General features: G+C 39.7%; 17 protein-coding genes. 4 read left to right on the plus strand and 13 right to left on the minus strand.

The genetic code is table 11. The features are described 5' to 3' along the window. The first annotated feature begins 4 nt into the window (after window positions 1-4). Together sppA and ansA are read left to right on the plus strand one after the other, a co-directional pair. The gene (sppA, locus tag IV514_RS13430; protein ID WP_206485891.1) at window positions 5-1,861 is read left to right on the plus strand and encodes a signal peptide peptidase SppA; all 1,857 of its coding nucleotides are present in this window, start codon (window positions 5-7) and stop codon (window positions 1,859-1,861) included. A gap of 74 nt (window positions 1,862-1,935) precedes the next feature. Further along, on the plus strand, window positions 1,936-2,943 hold the full coding sequence (gene ansA, locus IV514_RS13435; protein WP_206485769.1) for an asparaginase: 1,008 nt from the start codon (window positions 1,936-1,938) through the stop codon (window positions 2,941-2,943). On the opposite strand, the gene IV514_RS13440 is transcribed toward ansA, so the two are convergent. The 13 genes from IV514_RS13440 to lrp form a co-directional block, all read right to left on the minus strand. Continuing rightward, window positions 2,933-4,027, minus strand: a complete 1,095-nt coding sequence (locus IV514_RS13440; protein ID WP_206485770.1) for an ABC transporter substrate-binding protein — start codon at window positions 4,025-4,027, stop codon at window positions 2,933-2,935. The genes ansA and IV514_RS13440 overlap by 11 nt on opposite strands. A gap of 44 nt (window positions 4,028-4,071) precedes the next feature. Then, on the minus strand, window positions 4,072-6,864 hold the full coding sequence (locus tag IV514_RS13445) for a DUF349 domain-containing protein (RefSeq protein ID WP_206485771.1): 2,793 nt from the start codon (window positions 6,862-6,864) through the stop codon (window positions 4,072-4,074). Next, the gene (locus tag IV514_RS13450) at window positions 6,861-7,172 is read right to left on the minus strand and encodes a DUF1315 family protein (protein WP_206485772.1); all 312 of its coding nucleotides are present in this window, start codon (window positions 7,170-7,172) and stop codon (window positions 6,861-6,863) included. The genes IV514_RS13445 and IV514_RS13450 overlap by 4 nt, the downstream gene beginning before the upstream one ends. Next, window positions 7,172-7,501, minus strand: a complete 330-nt coding sequence (locus IV514_RS13455; RefSeq protein ID WP_206485773.1) for a zinc ribbon domain-containing protein — start codon at window positions 7,499-7,501, stop codon at window positions 7,172-7,174. The genes IV514_RS13450 and IV514_RS13455 overlap by 1 nt, the downstream gene beginning before the upstream one ends. A gap of 83 nt (window positions 7,502-7,584) precedes the next feature. Further along, the gene (locus IV514_RS13460; RefSeq protein ID WP_206485774.1) at window positions 7,585-9,063 is read right to left on the minus strand and encodes an alanine/glycine:cation symporter family protein; all 1,479 of its coding nucleotides are present in this window, start codon (window positions 9,061-9,063) and stop codon (window positions 7,585-7,587) included. 68 nt (window positions 9,064-9,131) lie between these two features. After that, complete coding sequence (locus IV514_RS13465; protein WP_206485775.1) at window positions 9,132-10,259, minus strand: M14-type cytosolic carboxypeptidase; 1,128 nt, start codon at window positions 10,257-10,259, stop codon at window positions 9,132-9,134. A 98-nt stretch (window positions 10,260-10,357) separates the two neighbouring features. Continuing rightward, window positions 10,358-10,762 carry a TlpA disulfide reductase family protein gene (locus IV514_RS13470; RefSeq protein WP_206485776.1) on the minus strand — a complete coding sequence of 135 codons (405 nt, stop codon included), beginning with the start codon at window positions 10,760-10,762 and terminating at the stop codon, window positions 10,358-10,360. 192 nt (window positions 10,763-10,954) lie between these two features. Beyond that, window positions 10,955-12,235, minus strand: coding sequence for a serine--tRNA ligase (serS, locus tag IV514_RS13475; protein WP_206485777.1), 1,281 nt, complete (start codon window positions 12,233-12,235; stop codon window positions 10,955-10,957). A 24-nt stretch (window positions 12,236-12,259) separates the two neighbouring features. Further along, a complete protein-coding gene (crcB, locus tag IV514_RS13480) occupies window positions 12,260-12,661 on the minus strand; it encodes a fluoride efflux transporter CrcB (RefSeq protein WP_206485778.1) in 402 nt (133 codons plus the stop codon). After that, window positions 12,642-14,009, minus strand: a complete 1,368-nt coding sequence (locus tag IV514_RS13485; protein ID WP_206485779.1) for a replication-associated recombination protein A — start codon at window positions 14,007-14,009, stop codon at window positions 12,642-12,644. Before IV514_RS13485 ends, crcB begins: the two co-directional genes overlap by 20 nt. Then, the gene (gene lolA, locus IV514_RS13490; RefSeq protein ID WP_206485780.1) at window positions 13,996-14,667 is read right to left on the minus strand and encodes an outer membrane lipoprotein chaperone LolA; all 672 of its coding nucleotides are present in this window, start codon (window positions 14,665-14,667) and stop codon (window positions 13,996-13,998) included. The genes IV514_RS13485 and lolA overlap by 14 nt, the downstream gene beginning before the upstream one ends. Before the next feature lie 3 nt (window positions 14,668-14,670). Further along, window positions 14,671-17,160, minus strand: a complete 2,490-nt coding sequence (locus IV514_RS13495) for a DNA translocase FtsK (protein ID WP_277601508.1) — start codon at window positions 17,158-17,160, stop codon at window positions 14,671-14,673. Window positions 17,161-17,261: 101 nt separating this feature from the next. Continuing rightward, the gene (gene lrp / locus IV514_RS13500) at window positions 17,262-17,744 is read right to left on the minus strand and encodes a leucine-responsive transcriptional regulator Lrp (RefSeq protein WP_206485782.1); all 483 of its coding nucleotides are present in this window, start codon (window positions 17,742-17,744) and stop codon (window positions 17,262-17,264) included. A gap of 132 nt (window positions 17,745-17,876) precedes the next feature. Here lrp and ald point away from each other — a divergent pair, with 132 nt between their 5' ends. Together ald and trxB are read left to right on the plus strand one after the other, a co-directional pair. Beyond that, window positions 17,877-18,998, plus strand: a complete 1,122-nt coding sequence (ald, locus tag IV514_RS13505) for an alanine dehydrogenase (RefSeq protein WP_206485783.1) — start codon at window positions 17,877-17,879, stop codon at window positions 18,996-18,998. A 256-nt stretch (window positions 18,999-19,254) separates the two neighbouring features. After that, a complete protein-coding gene (trxB, locus tag IV514_RS13510) occupies window positions 19,255-20,202 on the plus strand; it encodes a thioredoxin-disulfide reductase (protein WP_206485784.1) in 948 nt (315 codons plus the stop codon). Window positions 20,203-20,208 lie beyond the last annotated feature (6 nt).

The following is a 20,208-nucleotide window of genomic DNA, read 5'->3' on the forward strand; positions in this document are numbered from 1 at the left end:
GACCATGAACGAACAGCCAAGTGCGATTAAACGGATTTTTCAGAGTATCTTTCAATTATTAAATGTTTCTAGAAAGATCATCGTAAACCTTGTGTTTTTCACTGTGCTTATCATTTTGATCAGTGCACTTTTTTCAGGTGAAGAACCGGTAATTGTTCCTGAACGGGCGGCGTTAGTGCTCGATATCACAGGAGATATTGTTGAGCAAAAAGTAGAAGTTGCGCCAATGGATGCCCTACTCAATGAAGCCTTTGATCAAAAAGAACAGCGCCCTGAAGTGTTACTTTCGGATGTACTACAAGTGATTGAACGGGCAAAAAGTGATGATCGCATTCAAGTGTTAGTACTGAAATTACAACACATGAAACGGGCAGGTATCACGAAATTGCGCATGATTGCCGAGAAAATTGAAGAGTTTAAAGCCAGCGGCAAAAAAGTCATCGCTTATGGCGATCAATACCTACAAGATCAGTACTATTTGGCAGCCTATGCAGATGAAGTATGGTTAAACCCTAATGGCTGGATGTTATTAGACGGTTATGGCAGCTATCAGATGTATTTTAAATCGGCACTCGAAAAATTAGCAGTTAGCCAACATATTTTTCGTGTTGGCACCTATAAATCGGCGGTTGAACCCTATATGCGTGATGATATGTCACCAGCTGCAAAAGAAGCGAATACGCAGTGGTTGCAAGACTTGTGGCAGCAATACAAAGCGGATGTGGCTGCACAGCGAGAGTTTAGTGTCGACAACTTTGATGAAACAGCACAAGGCCTGTTAGAAAAACTCGAAAAAGTTGATGGCAAAATAGCGCAGTATGCGTTAACCAATCACTGGGTTGATGCCTTAAAAAACCGCGAACAAATTCGCCAAGCGTTAATCAACTTAGTGGGCGAAAACAAACATGACAGTTTTAATCATATCAACTTTAAACGCTACTTAAGAGCGATAAAGCCTGCTTTTCCAATTGAGCAGCCAAACTCCAATAAAATCGCCATTGTTATCGCCAAAGGGATCATTTTAGATGGTAACCAAGATCCTGGTACCGTTGGTGGTGACAGCACCGCACGCTTCTTAAGAGAAGCACGTTTAAATGACAATGTTAAAGCCGTAGTTCTAAGAGTTGACAGCCCAGGCGGTAGCGCTTTTGCGTCAGATATTATCCGACAAGAAGTTGAGTTATTGAAAGCTGCGGGCAAGCCTGTAGTTGCATCCATGGGCAGTGTTGCAGCTTCCGGCGGATACTGGATTTCAGCAGCTGCCGATAAAATATTTGCCGCACCAACGACTATCACTGGTTCAATAGGTATTTACGGCTTTTTTATGACTTTAGAAAACTCTTTAGCAAAATTAGGCGTTTATACAGACGGTGTTGGTACTACAGACTTCGCAGGCTTTGGCATTACTCAGCCATTAAGTGATGAAATGGCAGATATTCTGCAATTAGGTATTGAAAGAGGCTATCAAGATTTTCTTGAGCTTGTAGCCAATAACAGAGATATGTCGTTACAACAAGTAGACGCTGTTGCACAAGGCCGTGTATGGTCTGGCATGAAAGCTAAAGAGCTCGGTTTAGTGGATGAATTAGGTGACTTAAACCAAGCCATTGATGAAGCGGCATTATTAGCTGGTATCAATCAATTTGATACCTTGTTAATTGAAAAGAAACTTAGCCCTCAGGATTTGTTTTTACAAAATTTCTTTGGCCAAGCCGTTAAGTTTTTACCGATACAAGCTGAGCTTAAGGCATCGAACATTGAACAAGCGATCATGTTATTAAAACGCGAATACCAAACAGTGAGCCAGTTAAATGATCCGCAAGGTGTCTATGCTCATTGTTTAGTTTGTAAGATAAATTAACCCTTTGAAATAAGAATCGAGAAACTGGTGATATGTTCACCCGTAAATTGAGTTTTTACTAGGTAAAACAATTAATGAAAAAACGTATTTATGTTGCGTACACAGGCGGTACAATTGGAATGAAAGCCAGTGATCATGGCTATATTCCTGTGCCTGGTCACTTAACCGAATCAATACAAGCGATGCCTGATTTTTACCGACAGGAAATGCCTGAATTTACCATTAATGAATATAGCCCACTAATAGATTCGTCAAATATGACCCCTGCTGATTGGCAACGTATTGCTGATGATATTCATCAACATTACCATGAGTTTGATGGTTTTGTGGTGTTGCATGGTACTGATACCATGGCTTATACCAGTTCCGCATTGTCATTTATGTTTGAAAACTTATCTAAGCCTGTCATTGTGACAGGCTCGCAGATCCCATTCAGTCAATTAAGATCTGATGGGCAAGTGAATATATTAAATTCGTTATTTATTGCTGCAAACTATCCAATTAATGAAGTGGGGTTGTACTTTAATAATCGCTTATATCGTGGTAACCGCGCTATCAAAGCTTATGCTGATGGCTTCAACGCTTTTGATTCTCCCAATATGCCTCCACTGTTAGAAGCTGGTATTAATATTAAAGTGATCAGTGGACAAATTTCTCAACCGGTAGATGATGAATTAATCTTAAGCCGCATAACACCTCAACCGATAGGCGTGGTACATCTTTACCCAGGTATTAATGCTCAACTGGTGGAAAATATTATTCAACAACCAGTAAAAGCATTGATCATAAGAAGCTATGGCGTCGGTAATGCACCACAAGACGAACAGTTGCTTGCCTGTTTAACCAAAGCCAACGACCAAGGGATCATCATCGTTAATTGTAGCCAATGTATTCAAGGTAAAGTCAATATGGGGGGTTATGCCACAGGCACATCACTGAATAATTGCGGTGTGATCAGTGGTCAAGACATGACACTTGAAGCAGCATTAACTAAACTGCATTATTTACTAAGCCAATCATTATCAGCTAGTGAAATCAAAGCACAACTAGTAAAATCAATTCGTGGTGAGCTTAGTCATTGATTGTTGGCTGTTGTAATAATTGCACTAAATGAGTGAATGAAAATTGATACTGAGCTTGCTTAGAGTGAGTTAACGTAAAGCTTTTAAAATCTATTTTATCCCAATCTACTTTTTGTGCTAAAAAGCGAAAGTGTTCAATGTTCTTTTGAGTAATTGCTTCTAACTCATAGCTTTTCCCACTCACTCCTTTTTTAAAAACGTTTACGTTGTGCTGATGATCGTAAAGTTTAATTAATGCCCATGCCGCTTGCATAAAGTGCCCACCTACGCTGGCCACTAAATTGCCTTGACTGACTTGTTCTATTGCTTCCACCGTCCAATCTATACCACCAACCACAATATTGGGATTGAGATTTTTATCGCCACTTGCAACAGAATCAAGCACGCCCAACGCCATGCCGTCTGACGCAGCCCAAACAATGTCGATCTCACCAAAACGATTTGCTAATTGATAAATAATACGGCGGCTGCGCTCCCTACTCCAGTTTGCATGAACAACCTGAAGTAAATGCACATCATCATGCTGATTAAGACTGGCTTGCAAGCCTTCGACTCTATGGCTAGATTCGCCACTAAAACTGCCAGATATTGCTGCAATTTTTAAATCTGAGCGTTTAGATTGCTCAGAGGCAGCGTTAATTAAGCTGTTAGCTAACAGTTTACCTGCACTAACATTGTCATGAAACACTTCACCTAACCAATAATGAAATTTTACTTGTGGTAAACCTAATTCGGCTTGTTTATCTGCGTGTACCGTTCGCTCTATCGTGACAAATGGGATCTTAGCATGCTCTAATAATTGAAAGGTATGTATGGCATTACCATCAAATGGCATAAAGATAACGAAATCAGGCTTGTACTGACTTTCGGCAATCTTCTTGATCGCATCAAAATGAAAGATCCGATTATCGCCGCCATATACTATGGAAAGGTTAAAGTTGAGATCATTGGCGGCTGCTCTAGCAGCTGCACTTACACGATCCCAAAATGGTGTACCTGGTACCGAAGGATTAACAAAAGTGATATTTACCCCCCAGCTAGCACTTGGGAATAAAAGCGCGAACATAAAGATTAAATATCTCATTCAGATTTCCTTCCTCTAATTGTATTTAACTATAGCATCCTCTATTAGATATTAAGTAATACTTGCTTGATCCTCACTAATAATGGCTTATCTTGTGCCGTAATTTGCCCGAGGTTGAGCCACTGTTCGAAAACATCGAATACCGCTAACGACTGTCCTGAGTTCATTTGTGTTTGCATTAATTCAACCTGAAGTGCTAAACGGCGATCTTTATCTGCAGCAGGTGAATCAACTCCCGCCAAGATTTCAATCATAATGGTTTTATCTGTACGCAAACGTTGATCTGCTTCTTGATCAGGTATAGCTGATAATCGTTTAGCCCAACTTCTTGATAAATCGTTTAATTGTTCAGGCTGAAATTGACCATTGCAGTGTTCTAATAGAGTAAACACGGTATTAAGCTCAAGCTCTTTTTGGGCTTGTTGTTGCTTAGTGACTTGTTGTTGCAGTTGTAATTTGTGTGTCACTAATTGTTGATTAACCGATTTAACGAGTTGATGATCTTGTTTAACTGACAGTATTAATTTATCAATCGCTGAAATTGCTTGATTAAGTTCAGCCATTGATGAGTCGTCAGAAATCGATGAAGTGATATCATCCAATTGCCGCGTGATTGCTTGTTCTTGCTCAATACTTTCTTGCTTTTTAGACTCATTGACTTCATTACGACGCGCAAAGATTTGATCATTGATCGCACGAAACTCTTGCCATAATTTATTTTCATAACGAGGGCCGCAATAACCAACTGTGCGCCACTGCTCCTGTAAAAGTTTAAGCTGTTCAACAGAAGCAGTAATATCATCCAGCGATAAACATTGCTGTGCCTGAGCAATTAACTGTTGTTTATTCGCGATATTAGCCTGATGAAATGCTTGTAAAGCAGTTTTTAGCGGTGTCGTTAATTCATTAAAACGACGGCGAAGTGCTTGGTATTTTGACTTTTCTACCTCTCCTGCACTGCGCCACTTCTGGTTAAATTGATTGAGCTTACTATCAAGCTGCTTCCAATTAATATTATCTTGTTCAAGAACTTGGCTAAATTGGGCTATTTCTTCCAACAAAGCTTCACGTTGCACTAAATGTTGTGCGCGTATTTTTTCTTGTTCTGCATAATATAAACGACATGGCGCAAAAGCTTGTTCACATAACTGGTTAAACTCATGATTGAGTTTTTGCTCAATATCATCGTCAGCATGGCCTAAACTATTCCATTGTTTACGATAGCTTTTTACCTTTTCTGCCTGCTCTAATGGGTTATCACAAGGTTGTTCGACTAACACGTTGACTTTATCTAGCAACGCTTGTTTACGGGGTGTGGCGATATAATGTTCCCAATCACTTAACTCGTTAAGTTTTTCCTGCGCAAATTGATAGTCTCTTGCTAATTTTACTTGTTGCTTGTCACTCAGTTGCTTATAGAAACTGTCTGCTTTGTTAAAGACCCCAAATGCCGCATTAAACTTGCCACTATGGATCAATCGTTTTACATCAGCTAATTTTCGTTGCACTTGATGAAAGAGTTTCTTTTGCTCGGCTTGAAATGGTGCTAATGCTTGTTGCCATTGTTGGCTAAGTTCTTGATATGCATTGGTAATTGACTCAGGCAAAGTACCATGCGATTGTTTTTTTACTTGCTGAAAACTTGCCCGCCATTGATGAAAAACAGATTCTTTTTCAATAGCTTGTGATAAGTCTTTTGGCAGCGAAAGTTGAGATATTTTTGAAATCAGGTGCGTTGCTTCTGTCACAGAAGCAGCAATCTCAGGTAACTGACTAAGCTTGCTTTCAATGTTTACTAATTGATTTGAAAAAGACTGTTGTTGCTTTTCGGAAATAACCGATTGCTCGATTGAATTTTTAACTTGTATGATAGCTTGGTGAAACTGCGTTTCATCTATCGCGTTATGCTCAAAAATTGAATTACTGAGCGACTGCTCAAGTGCAGCTAACGCTGTGATAATATTCTCACTTTCTGTGGTTTTTTGCTGTTCAAGGGCATGGGCAATTTTTTGTTGTTCGAAGGCCTCTGCTTTTGGCGCTAATATTTTTTCAACTTGCTGAGAAATTTCTTGGAATTTTTGCTCAAAACCTTGCTGTTGCTCAGCGGTTAAACAATCAAACTGACGAGTATTTTCTTGCCACTGTTCAATCAAGCTTTGCTGTTTATCAAGCACCTGTTGATAATCACTGACATCTTTTAAGGCCAGTAACTTAGCCAGCACTAGTTTGCAGCTTTTTACTAATAATTTGGGCTTTTGCTGCTGCTCAATGATCTGTGCAATCTTCTCTTCTATTGCCAGTTTAACCTCAGCTAACTCAGTACGCTTATTGAGCTTTTCTAATAGCTCTTGTTCATCTACTGTAGAAAGTAAAGCAAGTTGTAGATCACTTTGTTGGCGTTTAGCAAAGAGACTAGTGAGTAATTGCGGCTTAGCCAATTGCTGAAATATTTGCACCGCGAGATCAACATCAGACTCACTAAACAGCCAAGACTCCAGCGTGCTTGATGAGTTAATCTGCGTGAGCAATTGTTTTTTTTGCTCAACCGACAATGACATTGAGTGCTCGCCGGTAAGCATTTCTTCAATTTGCTGTTTAGCAAATTCGCGAATTTTTTTCTCAGAGTTATGCAAACTGGCTTGATACCAAAGTTCAATGTCATTGCACTTTAGTAATACCGAACGACGAACAAGTTCATTTTTATCTTCGTTTAATAACGTAAGTAAAATTGTTTTATCATCAGGGTTAGTGAAGGACAACTCGTCATTAATTGCAGTGATGCGGACATTACTGTCTTTACTTTGCCAAGGACGTTTAAAAAGTTTAGCTAAAATCATAATTCAGTAAACCTAGCAATATCATGTTCCTTATTGCATTTAGTAATTTCGGTATCTTTATGCTTGCCTTTAAACTGATCTTTTAATTGTCGTTTTGATTTATTCACAATTGCACCATCGGCGCCTATGGTTAACATTTCATCAGAATTTAAATGTCTTGCTTGATAAGCCATGGTTAATTGCAAGGCAGAATCACGTTGAGCTTGATCAACAGGAGTACCTTCTGGCCATTTACCGGTTTCTGCGGCATGTTTTAATCGTAAATACATTTCTTGCGACATATTGTCGACAACAGCTAATACATTCATTATTTACTACTTCTTTTTAATAAAATGAGTTGTACACGGGTAAAAATATACAGGACAAAACCACTAATTGTACTGCCAACCGAGAGGTAATACTGCCAAGAACCGGGTTGAACATTTTGCCAATAGTAAAACAAGAAACCACCACAAAAAAGTAACATAGCAATAAATGATATGGTCATAATTTGTTGAGATTTTTGAATTTTTTGTACCTTTTTCAAATTAGCGAGTTTCTCTTCATCAAGATCTATCAGGTCAATTTGACAATGCGTACACACTTTTGCTTTATCAGATATCTTTTTTTGACAATTAGGGCAATTAATAATGGCCATATACAACTCCACATTTTTGATGTCGACATTCTACAAAAAAAAACGCCCTAATGGGCGTTTTATGTCATATTTTCAGCTTTTTTTTAAGAATTTTTCTTTTCCCAAAAATCCGCATTTTTAATGCCAAGCTTTTTCGGGTCGAATGTGTAATGCGTTACTTTCTCTTTTTGTTGACGTTCATAATCTCGAAGCGCCTTAACAGCAGGTTTTGCCATAAAGAAAATGATCAAAATACCAATAATATTTAACCATGCCATTAAACCAACACCTACATCGCCCATACCCCAAGCAGCATTTGGTTGAGCCACCGTGCCATAGAACACAGCTCCCATTAGCATTAGTTTTAGAAAAAACTTAAGGGCAGGCATTTTTAACGTACGATTAATATATGAAATATTATTTTCGGCAATAAAGTAATAGGCAAGTACTGTGGTAAAAGCAAAGAAAAACAATGCTAACGCAATAAACGGCTTACCAACACCCGGTAAAACACTGTCTACTGCAATTTGCGTAAAGCCAGGTCCGTTGATCACTGTATCTTGGGCAACATTAACAACAATTGCAGCACTGCCTTCTGGAATAACATTGTAAGATTGCGTAATTAGGATCATAAACGCCGTTGCTGAGCACACAAACAAGGTATCAATATAAACGGAAAACGCTTGCACTAAACCTTGTTGGGCTGGATGCTCAACTTCAGCCGCAGCTGCTGCATGAGGACCGGTACCTTGACCGGCTTCATTGGAGTAAACTCCACGTTTAACCCCCCAACCAATCGCAGCACCAAAGCCAGCCATTGGCGTAAATGCGTCCGAAATGATCGCAGTAAAAATCCCCGGCAACATATCAATATTTAATGCGATGATCGAACACGCAATAATGATGTAGGCTAACGCCATAAATGGCACGACAACTTGCGTGAAATTAGCAATACGCTTGACCCCACCAAAAATGATAAAACCTAAAATAAGGACAATAAATACGGCGGCGTAGACTTTCGTCAACGGCAATTCACCTAAAAATGAGTTAACCGTACCACCAGCGCCGAAAACATTCACTAATGAGTCACCAATGCCATTCGATTGCACTACCGGCAATAATAAGCCACAAGCGATAATAGTAGATAACGCAAATGTCCAAGCATACCACTTCTGTCCTAGTGCCTTTTCTATATAATAGGCAGGACCACCACGATAAATACCATCTTCTTCTTCTTTGAAAATTTGTGCATTGGTTGATTCAATGTATGCCGTAGCTGCACCCAAAAAGGCAACAACCCACATCCAAAAAACCGCTCCTGGACCACCAAAGCCAATGGCTGCAGCAACACCAGCTATATTACCAGTACCGACACGACCAGAAAGAGATACAGCTAATGCTTGAAACGATGAAATCCCTTGCTCCGAACTTTTACCTGACATCAACAGGCGCCACATTTCTCTAAAATGTCGAACTTGCGCAAATCTGGTAATGATAGAAAAGAAAATGCCTGCACCTAAACATAAATAGATAAGGTACGGACTCCATATGTATCCATTAAGAAGATCCACTAATTCTTGCACTACTAACTCCTGAAATTATTATAATTATTTATTATTGTTATGATCTGACCAGTGATTCTATCAAATGCTTAACGTAAGTCACCTACAATGCGATAGATGGCAGTCAACATATCCCGACCAAATAAACTTGAACGGTTATCTGACCAACCCACACTTGGATCAGGCAATAATTCATTGTCTTTAAAAGGCATTTCTACAGTAAATGCTAAGCATTTAAATTGCTCCCCTACCCAGTTTGATGCAACCGTTAGGTTAGCTTGGCCAGCAGGATCTTTGTCATAACCTTTGTCATCCTGAAACTCTGGTGTGATTGCCAGTAATATCGATTTAAAGTTGTCTTCTAAAGTTTTAAGGCGTTGATCGTATGAAGGGATCCCTTCACAACCCGCGACAAAATTAACAGGCAAAGCTTCATCACCATGTATATCAAGGTGCATATCAACACCTGTAGCTAACATTTTCTCACGTACCAGATAAACTTCAGGGCTTTTATCTAAACTTGGTTCCAGCCATTCTCTATTGAGATTGACGCCTAAAGCATTTGTACGTAAATGCCCGCGTACACAGCCATCTGGATTCATATTTGGTACTAAATAAAAAACAGCTTTGTTAAGTAATGCTCTCGCAACGCCATCATCTTCATCTAATAAACGGTCGATGAATCCTTCCATAAACCATTCAGCCATAGATTCGCCTGGATGTTGTCGAGCGGTAAGCCAAATGACTTTTTTATCTTGTGCTTCTTCACCCACTTTTAAAACAGAAACATCACGGCCATCAATGGTCTGACCGAGCACCTGTAATTGACAATCAATGTCTAACTGCGCGTTATGCAATAAATCCTGATGACGTTCGTAACTGTACGGCGCAAAATAAGCAAAATAAACGCTATCGTATTCAGGAGTTAGTGTGATCGTAAGGTTTTGACCATCGAATTCAGTGGGTACTCTGAACCAATGGTCACGATCATAAGAAGCCACGGCTTGGTAATCTTGCCAGCCTTCTACATAGGCTGACTGCCCTGCATTGGTAATATGTAACACATGTTCACAGCGTTGATTATTATGTAATTTGAAGTGAAACCATTGATAGAAGTCTGATTGATGATCTTTATTTATCGCTAATTCAATATTGCTTGGATCAGTGGCCTTGATAACTTTAATATTGCCACTATCAAATTGTGAAGAAATTTGCATGTATAAATCTGCCTTGATAAATGAAAGCAATAGTGTACACAATCACATAAGAGATCAGAAGTGGCTGTCACGGTTAAATAACGTTAAATTGCAATATCCTATAATGTTCGCAAATATAAGCCAAATTCTGAGGAGTACCCCATAGATTTTGCGGTAATAATATTGTTCTCATTCACTACGTAATAGCTAGGATAGCCTGATATCTTATAAGTGTGCTTGATCTGTTCATTACCGTAGGCAACAGGAAAGGTTAATTGATGCTGCGCCACAAAGTCATCAACTTCACTACGGTGCTTGAAATCTAACCCGACAGCAATCACATCGATATGGTCATTTTTCTGATAGATTGCTTGTAGGTTTTCTATACTGGCATGACAAATAGAGCACCAGGGCGCAAAAAAATAGATCACTGTTTTACGCTCAACATTAAGCGAAACTGTCTCACCCACTGTTGTTGGTAACTGGTAGCCGTATTCGGCAATATCAGTATCTGAGGCATGCATATCCAGTTCTTTAAACCAAGATAATATCTGGAAGATACAAACAAAGACAACAACTTGTATTACTAAACTTCGTACCAAAACAATTCGTCCAACAAAACTATTCGTGTCTATTTAGACCTTATTAACTAAGATATAATTTTCACCAATAAAAAAATCCGGTAAAAACCGGATTTTTCAAAGGTAAATTGATTATTAACCAATCTTCGTTTGCCCTTTCATATAAGGTTGAAGCACGGTTGGAATATTAATACTACCATCGGCTTGTTGGTAGTTCTCTAACACTGCCACTAAGGTTCTGCCCACCGCTAAACCTGAGCCATTTAAGGTATGCAATAATTCCGGTTTATTGGTTTCGCTATTGCGGTAACGCGCTTGCATACGACGCGCTTGGAAATCCCCCATGTTTGAGCAAGAAGAGATTTCACGATAGGTATTTTGTGCCGGTAACCACACTTCAATATCAAATGTTTTGGTCGCACTAAAACCAATATCTCCCGTACATAACACAACCGTACGATAAGGTAATTCAAGTTTTTCTAAAATCTTTTCGGCATGAGAAGTAAGCTCTTCTAATGCTGAAAATGAGTGCTCTGGTTTAACCAATTGCACCATTTCAACTTTATCAAACTGATGTTGGCGAATAAGGCCTCGAATATCACGCCCTGATGAGCCCGCTTCACTTCGAAAACATGGCGTATGGGCACACATTTTAATTGGTAGCTCTGCTTCATCAACGATTTCATCACGAACCAGGTTTGTTAAAGGTACTTCAGCCGTTGGGATCAATGAAAATTGACGGTTCGCTAAATCGGTGTGGAACAAATCTTCACCAAATTTGGGTAACTGACCCGTACCATACAATGAATCATGGTTAACTAAGTAAGGCACATACATCTCTTGGTAACCATGTTCTTCGCTGTGTACATCCAGCATAAATTGAGCTAAAGCTCGGTGAAGTTTCGCAATCGCACCACGCATAACGGCAAAGCGTGTGCCTGCTAATTTAGCACCACTTTCAAAATCCAGTCCTTTATCTAACGCTGTCGCTAAATCGACGTGATCTTTCACTTCAAAGTCAAAATCTTTCGGCGTACCCCAACGTTTAATTTCGACATTATCGTCTTCACTCTCGCCGGTAGGCACTGATGTATGAACAATATTAGGCACTGCTGACACTATGCTTTCAATCGTAGCGAGTACTTGATTTTGCTCTTCTTTGGCTGCTTCCAATTCGTCACCCAATTGACTAACTTCCGCCAACAAGGGTTGGATATCTTCACCTCGCGCTTTAGCTTGTCCAATAGACTTCGAGCGTGTATTACGTTGACTTTGTAATTCTTGGGTTTTGACTTGAATAGCCTTACGTTGCTCTTCAAGTGTGACTAATTCAGCAGTGTTTAAGGTAAAACCTCGTTTTGCTAATTGCGCCGCTGTCGTTTCGATATCTGTTCTAAATAATTTAGGATCAAGCATGTTAAATACGTCTATCTGTCGAGTTTACTTACTAAAAAAAGTTACTAAATAAATGCCAATACCCGCTGCAAATACACATAAGCTAACGTTTAACATAACATTTATTAAAGCTTTGAATAATTCACCTTGTTGCATTAATAGCAGCGTGTCGAGTGAAAAAGTAGAAAAGGTGGTAAATGCACCCAAAAAACCAATACCTATCAAAGTTCGGTATACGCTCACTTCGATAACACCCTGCTCAATTAAGCCGTATAATGTTCCCATTATCAATGAGCCGGAAATATTAACCGCCAACGTCGCAAAAGGGAAACCTTTTCCAAGGTAATTTAAGATTAATTGCGAAAAATAAAAACGTAAGCTAGCACCACAGGCGCCACCAATGGCGACAAATGCGTACAGCGTAAAATTACTTATGGGATGAGTCATATCGATGTATTTCTGCTGATTGATTTAATTGATCTAAAAATTCACGCTTTTGCTTTAGTTGCTTCTCTAACCCTCTATCCGTTGGATGATACAAACTCGTACCTACTAATGGTTCAGGAAAATAATGCTCACCAGCGGCAAAGGCATTGGGTTCATCGTGGGCGTAACGATATTCTGCGCCATGACCAAGTGATTTTGTTAATTGGCTAGTGGCATTTTTTAGGTGTAATGGCACATCAATATCCGCGGTTTCTTTTGCTAATTGTAAGGCTTGCTTAAAAGCCGTATAGACGGCATTGCTTTTTGGCGCTAACGCCATATAAACGGTAGCTTGTGCAATGGCTCGTTCACCTTCACTTGGCCCAACACGATGAAAAGTATCCCATGCATTAACGGCTAATTGCATTGCCCTAGGGTCAGCATTACCAATATCTTCACTGGCAATGGCTAATAAACGTCTAGCCACATATAAAGCATCACCGCCACCGGTAAGGATCCGCGCATACCAATAAAGAGCTGCATCAGGATCTGAGCCACGCACTGACTTGTGAAAAGCACTAATTAAATCATAAAAGGCATCGCCACCTTTGTCATACATGGCAATTTTATCACCTGCCACTTGCTTGATGAGCTCTGTCGTAATAACAACGTGCTCATTGTGCTCACTGATCAAATCAAGACAGTTTTCTAATAAATTTAATAATCGTCTAGCGTCACCATCAGCTAGCGCGATTAATGCATGCTCAGCATGCTCAGCAAAATCGACCGTTTGTTTTTTCTGCTCAACTAAGTATTGAACTGCATTACCGAGCACTAATTTAAGATCTTCAGCTTGCAGTTTTGTTAAGGTGTATACTCTCGCGCGAGACAATATTGCCTGATTTAATTCAAACGCAGGATTTTCAGTGGTTGCGCCGATAAAAATAATGGTGCCATCTTCAATATGTGGTAAAAATGCATCTTGCTGGCTTTTATTAAATCGATGAACTTCATCTACAAAGAGCACCGTTCGGCGCTGCTGATGAATAGCACGCTCTTTGGCATTACTGATTGCTTGTCTAATATCTTTAATACCTGATGTCACTGCTGAAACTCGTTCGATTTCAGCGTTTGCGTGACTTGCAATAATTTCTGCTAAGGTCGTTTTTCCGGTACCTGGAGGCCCCCAAAAGATCACCGAGTGGCATTTACCTTGCTCTATTGCTTGTGTTAACGGCATATCAGGCGCCAAAATATGTTGCTGACCAACATATTCATTCAGTGTTTTGGGCCTCAGTTGTGCGGCTAACGGTAAAAATGCATGATTATCATCAAACGTTAACGCTAATTCTTGGTTAGCGCTGGTCATCTAAATACGTACCTTCAGGTATAGTAAAATGAAACAACTCTTCATCAATGGCTGTCTTGCTATCAAGATTTTCCAGACTCACAATACTTGTTTGTCCGGTAGAGTCTAAGATCTCCAGTTGTGACAATATTGCAGAGCCTTGCTTAAACGTTAAGGTTAATTGTGCTACTCGGCTATTTAAATCGCGACTTTTAATAACATATTTATTGGACTGTTCTTGAGTAATCGCATATTGCTGCCAAAGTAACTCATCGGTTGAAGTTAACAATAAAATTGGTGTGTTTGCGATAGATGCATCAACCGTATAGACACTCACTTGTTCAACAAAGGGATCATAGAACCACAAACTATCACCATCTGAAACTATTAATGATGGATCCGGCTGTGTCGTCTGCCAATAAACTAAATTAGGTTTTTTTACAATCAATTTGCCTTGGCTTTGTTGTAATTTACTGCCCTGCTCATCGAATACTTGTTGAGAAAAATCAGCAGAGAAAAAAGATGTTTTTGCCAGCTGAGTCATTAACTGAGCTTTAGCATCGGTAACTTGCTCAGCAGATGATTCAACCACAGTAGCAGTAGTGCTGGTATCAGCAAAACTGACAAACGATTGTAGAGCTAACGAGAAAATAAAACTTGAAGTGATAAGAGAGCGCATTTATTAATCCTTTATCGGTGGTGGTGCTAAAACTTCACGAGCACCATTTTGCCCAGGACTACTGACAACCCCCTGAGATTGCATGTCTTCAACAATACGGGCAGCACGATTATAACCAATTCTAAATTTACGTTGAATACTAGAAATAGACACTCGACGTGTTTCAGTCACAAATGCTAATGCTTCATCGTATAATGTATCTAACTCATTATCACCGCCTTCAGCAAGTTCACTCGGTAATAACACATCTTGATCGGTATCACCGGTTAATATGTCATCAATATAGGCCGGTTCACCACGTGATTTCCAGTCTTTGACCACCGCATGAACTTCATCATCATTGACAAAAGCACCGTGAACACGAGTAGCAACAGCTTCGCCCGGTGCTAAGTAAAACATATCCCCCATACCAAGTAACTGTTCGGCACCTTGTTGGTCAAGGATGATACGAGACTCCATTCGAGACTGCACTCTAAGTGCCATTCGCGTTGGAATATTCGCTTTGATTAAACCAGTGATAACATCGGCTGAAGGACGTTGTGTCGCCAGAATTAAATGCATACCGGCAGCACGTGCTTTTTGAGCTATGCGAGCAATAAGCTCCTCGACTTTTTTACCCGCAACCATCATCATATCGGCAAATTCATCAACAAGAATAACGATAGACGGTAATTTTTCTAATAATGGTGGCGTTTGACTAAAGGCATCTGTCGGCTGCCACAACGGGTCAATCAGAGGCTCACCAGCTTCGATAGCTTTGGTAACTTTGTCATTAAAGCCCCTTAAGTTACGAACACCTAGAGCTGACATTAACTTATAGCGACGTTCCATCTCACCAACACACCAACGCAGTGCATTCGCTGCTTCTTTCATATCGGTGACAACTTCAGATAATAAATGTGGAATACCGTTATACACAGAGAGCTCTACTTGCTTAGGATCAATCATGATCATTCGCACGTCTTCCGGAGTCGATTTATACAAGATACTGACAATCATAGTATTCACAGCCACAGATTTACCTGAACCTGTAGTACCAGCAACCAGTAAATGTGGCATTTTTGCCAGGTCTGTGATCACAGGCTTGCCTGAAATATCACTTCCTATCGCCATTGCTAATTTAGACGAGGAGTCTTCAAAGCGTTTATCGGATATCACATCGGTAAAGAAAACTGTTTCACGAAATTTGTTTGGTAATTCAATGCCTATGACTGATTTTCCTTCGATAACTTCAACCACACGGACACTTTTAGCAGACATTGAACGCGCAATATCTTGTGAAAGACCACTGACTTTACTTGCCTTTACCCCGGGTGCTAAGTCTAACTCAAAACGAGTGATCACTGGCCCTGGGAAAACGTCAACCACCTCTGCTTTAACGCCAAACTCGGCTAATTTTTCTTCAACCAAGCGACTAATTTGTTCGAGCTCTTTGGCATCAATTGGGTTTTCAGAACGATTTGGCTTATCCAGTAAATCTAAAGATGGCATACCAAGAAACTCGTCATCTGCTGGCTTCGCTTGTGATCCGGCCGTTTCACTCGGTTGTTCATCAACCATAATTGGTTCAACACGTTCAAATGCGGCAACAATTTCATCATCACTGACATGCTCTTGAACATTGATGGCTAACGGCTCCCCCATTAACTCATCGATATCGACAAACGGTTCTATTTGTTCATTTTTCTCAAACGAGACATCATCTTTACTTTCGGCAAAGGTACTGTCTGACTCATCATTGGTGATCTCATCTAAATTGGCGTGAAAATCAACTTCTTGATTGTTATTGTCGACAGCTTTGGTAGTAGTTGTGTTATCAAGTCGCTCCAATGAATCATTATTTTTATGATCGGTCAACGTATCTTGTTGTGGGTGAGCACTGAATTTTTCCGATAACAAACGCGGTAATTGAATTAACCATAGCGTGAATGAAATAGCGAAAGCACCTATTGCATCGATCAATTTTAATAAAGAAACGCCAGTTAATAACACAAAACCTGTGCTGATCAGCATTAAAAATAATAAGGTACTACCGACAAAAGAAAGGTATGGTAAAACACTGTCGCTTAGGATATCACCTAATATACCACCAGCAGAAAAATAGAAAAAATCGTCAAAGTTCATACTGGCAATCGAAGTGATACCAATATAGAACATAATAAAGCCGATGAACTTTAACCCTAAAGTAAGGTAATCTAGCTGGATTAAACGGTAATATTTTTGAAAAAGTAACCAACCTAAAATCGCAATAACGAATGGTAAGCTATAGGCAATGATGCCAAAGACATTTAATAATAAATCGGATAAATAAGCCCCGACAGCACCACCTAAGTTACGAATATTTGATTGATAACCAGTTTGCGACCAGCCAGGATCAGCGGGATCAAAACTGAATAATGCCATCATCAAATAAAGGGCAAAAACACAAGATACCAGCAGGCCAGCCTCTAATAATCGCTGTATACCATTTAATTTAGTTGAATCTGTAGACAATCTAAAAACCATCAATAGCTATTGTTGTTATATACAGTAAAATAACAAACAATTGCATTGAGATAAACGCTTTAATCAATGTTAGCGAAATATAAGGCGAATTAACGTTTGATCGGTAAAATATTAGACGATTTCACCTCTTCCATCACCACATAAGTACGACTTTCACTAACTGCAGGAAGGCGCAGTAAGGTATCGCCAAGTAATTCACGATAAGCCTTCATATCTGAAACCCGCGTTTTCAGCAAAAAATCAAAATTCCCCGACACCAAATGGCATTCCTGTATTACATCCAAGGTGTGCACCGCTTTTGCAAAATCATCAAAAACATCAGGACTCGTTTTCGTTAAGGTTATTTCAACTATGACTAATAAAGCACAATCTAACTTGTGCGGGTTCAAAATCGCTTGATAACCAGTAATATATTTATCTTTTTCTAAACGTTTGACCCGCTCTAAACAGGGTGTAGGACTTAAACCTACGCGTTTTGATAATTCGACATTAGATAATCGGCCATCTTTTTGTAATTCAGCTAAAATATTCTTATCAATACGATCTATGTTCTTTTTACCTAGAGGCTTCATTTATTATCATCCGAAAAATAGCAAAAAATCAGTTTAATATATCGTAAATAATAAATATACGATAGGTTATTCTTTATAAATGACACTATACTAGCCACAAATATTACAACTCACATTTGATAGAGAAAACATATGATTATTGGTGTACCTAAAGAGATTAAAAATCACGAATACCGTATTGGCTTAACACCAGCTGGTGTAAAAGAGTTTGTTGTGAACGGTCATGAAGTTATTGTTGAACATAATGGCGGCGCGGCAATTGGTTTTGATAACGAGCAATATGTTGCTGCAGGTGCCAAAATCATTGAAACAGCAGCTGAAATCTTTGCAACCGCTGACATGATCATTAAGGTGAAAGAACCTCAGCCTGTCGAATGTAAGATGCTTCGTCCAAATCAAATTTTATTTACTTATTTACACTTAGCACCAGATCCAAAACAAACAAAATTGCTTGTTGCTTCAGGTTCTACATGTATTGCATACGAAACGGTTACAGGCCCTACTGGTGGTTTACCGTTATTAGCCCCGATGTCAGAAGTTGCTGGTCGTATGTCGATTCAAGCTGGCGCACATGCCTTAGAAAAAGCGCAAGGTGGCTTAGGCGCCTTATTAGGTGGTGTACCTGGAGTAGCACCAGCTAAAGTATTAATTGTTGGTGGTGGTGTTGTTGGTACTCAAGCTGCCCGTATGGCTGTAGGCATGGGGGCTGATGTGACAATTTTAGATCGTTCTCTTCCTCGTTTGCGTCAACTGGACACAGAGTTCAATGGTCGCTTAAAAACGGTATATTCTACTGCAGATGCAATGGATCAATTAATTGTTGATGCTGACTTAGTGATAGGTGCTGTGCTCATCCCTGGTGCTGCTGCACCAAAATTAGTAACAAAAGAACATATCAAATCAATGAAAAAAGGTGCTGTTGTCGTTGATGTTGCGATTGACCAAGGTGGATGTTTTGCCACATCTAAAGCAACCACGCACCAAGAACCTACCTATATCGTCGATGATGTTGTTCATTACTGTGTTGCCAACATGCCTGGTGGTGTAGCGCGTACATCGACAATCGCATTAACGAACGCAACGCTACCATTTGCCTTAACGCTTGCCAACAAAGGCGCGAAACAAGCAATGTTAGACGATGAGCACTTAATGAATGGCTTGAATGTATTAGGTGGTAAAATTACGTACCTACCCGTTGCACAAGACTTAGGCTATGACTATGTACCGGCAAAAGAAGCTATCGCGACTCTATAATTACGCTAATATAGCTATAGCGTAATTATTGCTATTGTAAAAAAGCCGTTAATCAGATGATTAACGGCTTTTTTTATAACTAAAAGCTCAAGCGCACAGATGTGATGAAAATCTATCCAGCGTACAATTAAGCGCGCACTTTTTATCTTTTGATTATATTTTTTATTGAAAAGATATTTTACCCCCTTGAGATCTTTGCTTAAAATCCCAATTAAATAAACATAAATTAATGCATTCAAACGATTTGGAGTAATTCATGAGCGAAGCAAGACATTGCCCGTTACTCATTTTGGGTTCAGGCCCAGCAGGTTATACCGCAGCAGTATATGCAGCCCGAGCCAACTTAAACCCAGTGATGATCACTGGTATGCAACAAGGTGGTCAACTCACAACAACAACAGAAGTTGAAAATTGGCCTGGTGATGCTGATGATTTAACCGGTCCTGTGTTAATGGAGCGTATGCAAAAGCATGCTGAAAAATTTGATACTGAGATCATCTTCGATCATATCGAATCGGTTGATTTTTCTGTCCGCCCTTTTAAATTATCAGGTAGTAATGAATATACTTGCGATGCATTGATTATTTGTACAGGTGCCTCTGCCCAATACTTAGGCTTACCTTCTGAAGAAGCATTTATGGGCAAAGGGGTTTCTGCCTGCGCGACTTGTGATGGTTTCTTTTATCGCAATCAAAAAGTTGCGGTTGTCGGAGGCGGTAATACGGCGGTTGAAGAAGCGCTTTATTTATCAAACATTGCTTCAGAAGTGCACTTAATTCACCGAAGAGATACTTTCCGTTCTGAAAAAATACTCACTGACCGTTTAATGGACAAAGTAGAAAACGGGAATATTACCTTGCACTTAGACCGTACCTTAGATGAAGTTTTAGGTGACGACATGGGCGTTACTGGTGTACGTATCAAAGACACTCAATCGGATGCCACAGAAGAAGTAGATGTAGCAGGTTGTTTTATCGCCATAGGCCATAAACCGAATACCGATATATTCAAAGGTCAATTAGACATGAAAGATGGCTATTTAACCATTGAAAGTGGTACTAACGGTAATGCGACACAAACGAGTGTTAAAGGTGTATTTGCTGCTGGTGATGTAGCAGATCATATCTACCGTCAAGCAATCACCTCTGCAGGTGCTGGCTGTATGGCTGCATTGGATGCCGAACGTTATTTAGATGCAAAATAAGGATCA

The organism is Thalassotalea sp. G2M2-11, from assembly GCF_017168195.1.
Classification (GTDB): domain Bacteria; phylum Pseudomonadota; class Gammaproteobacteria; order Enterobacterales; family Alteromonadaceae; genus Thalassotalea_E.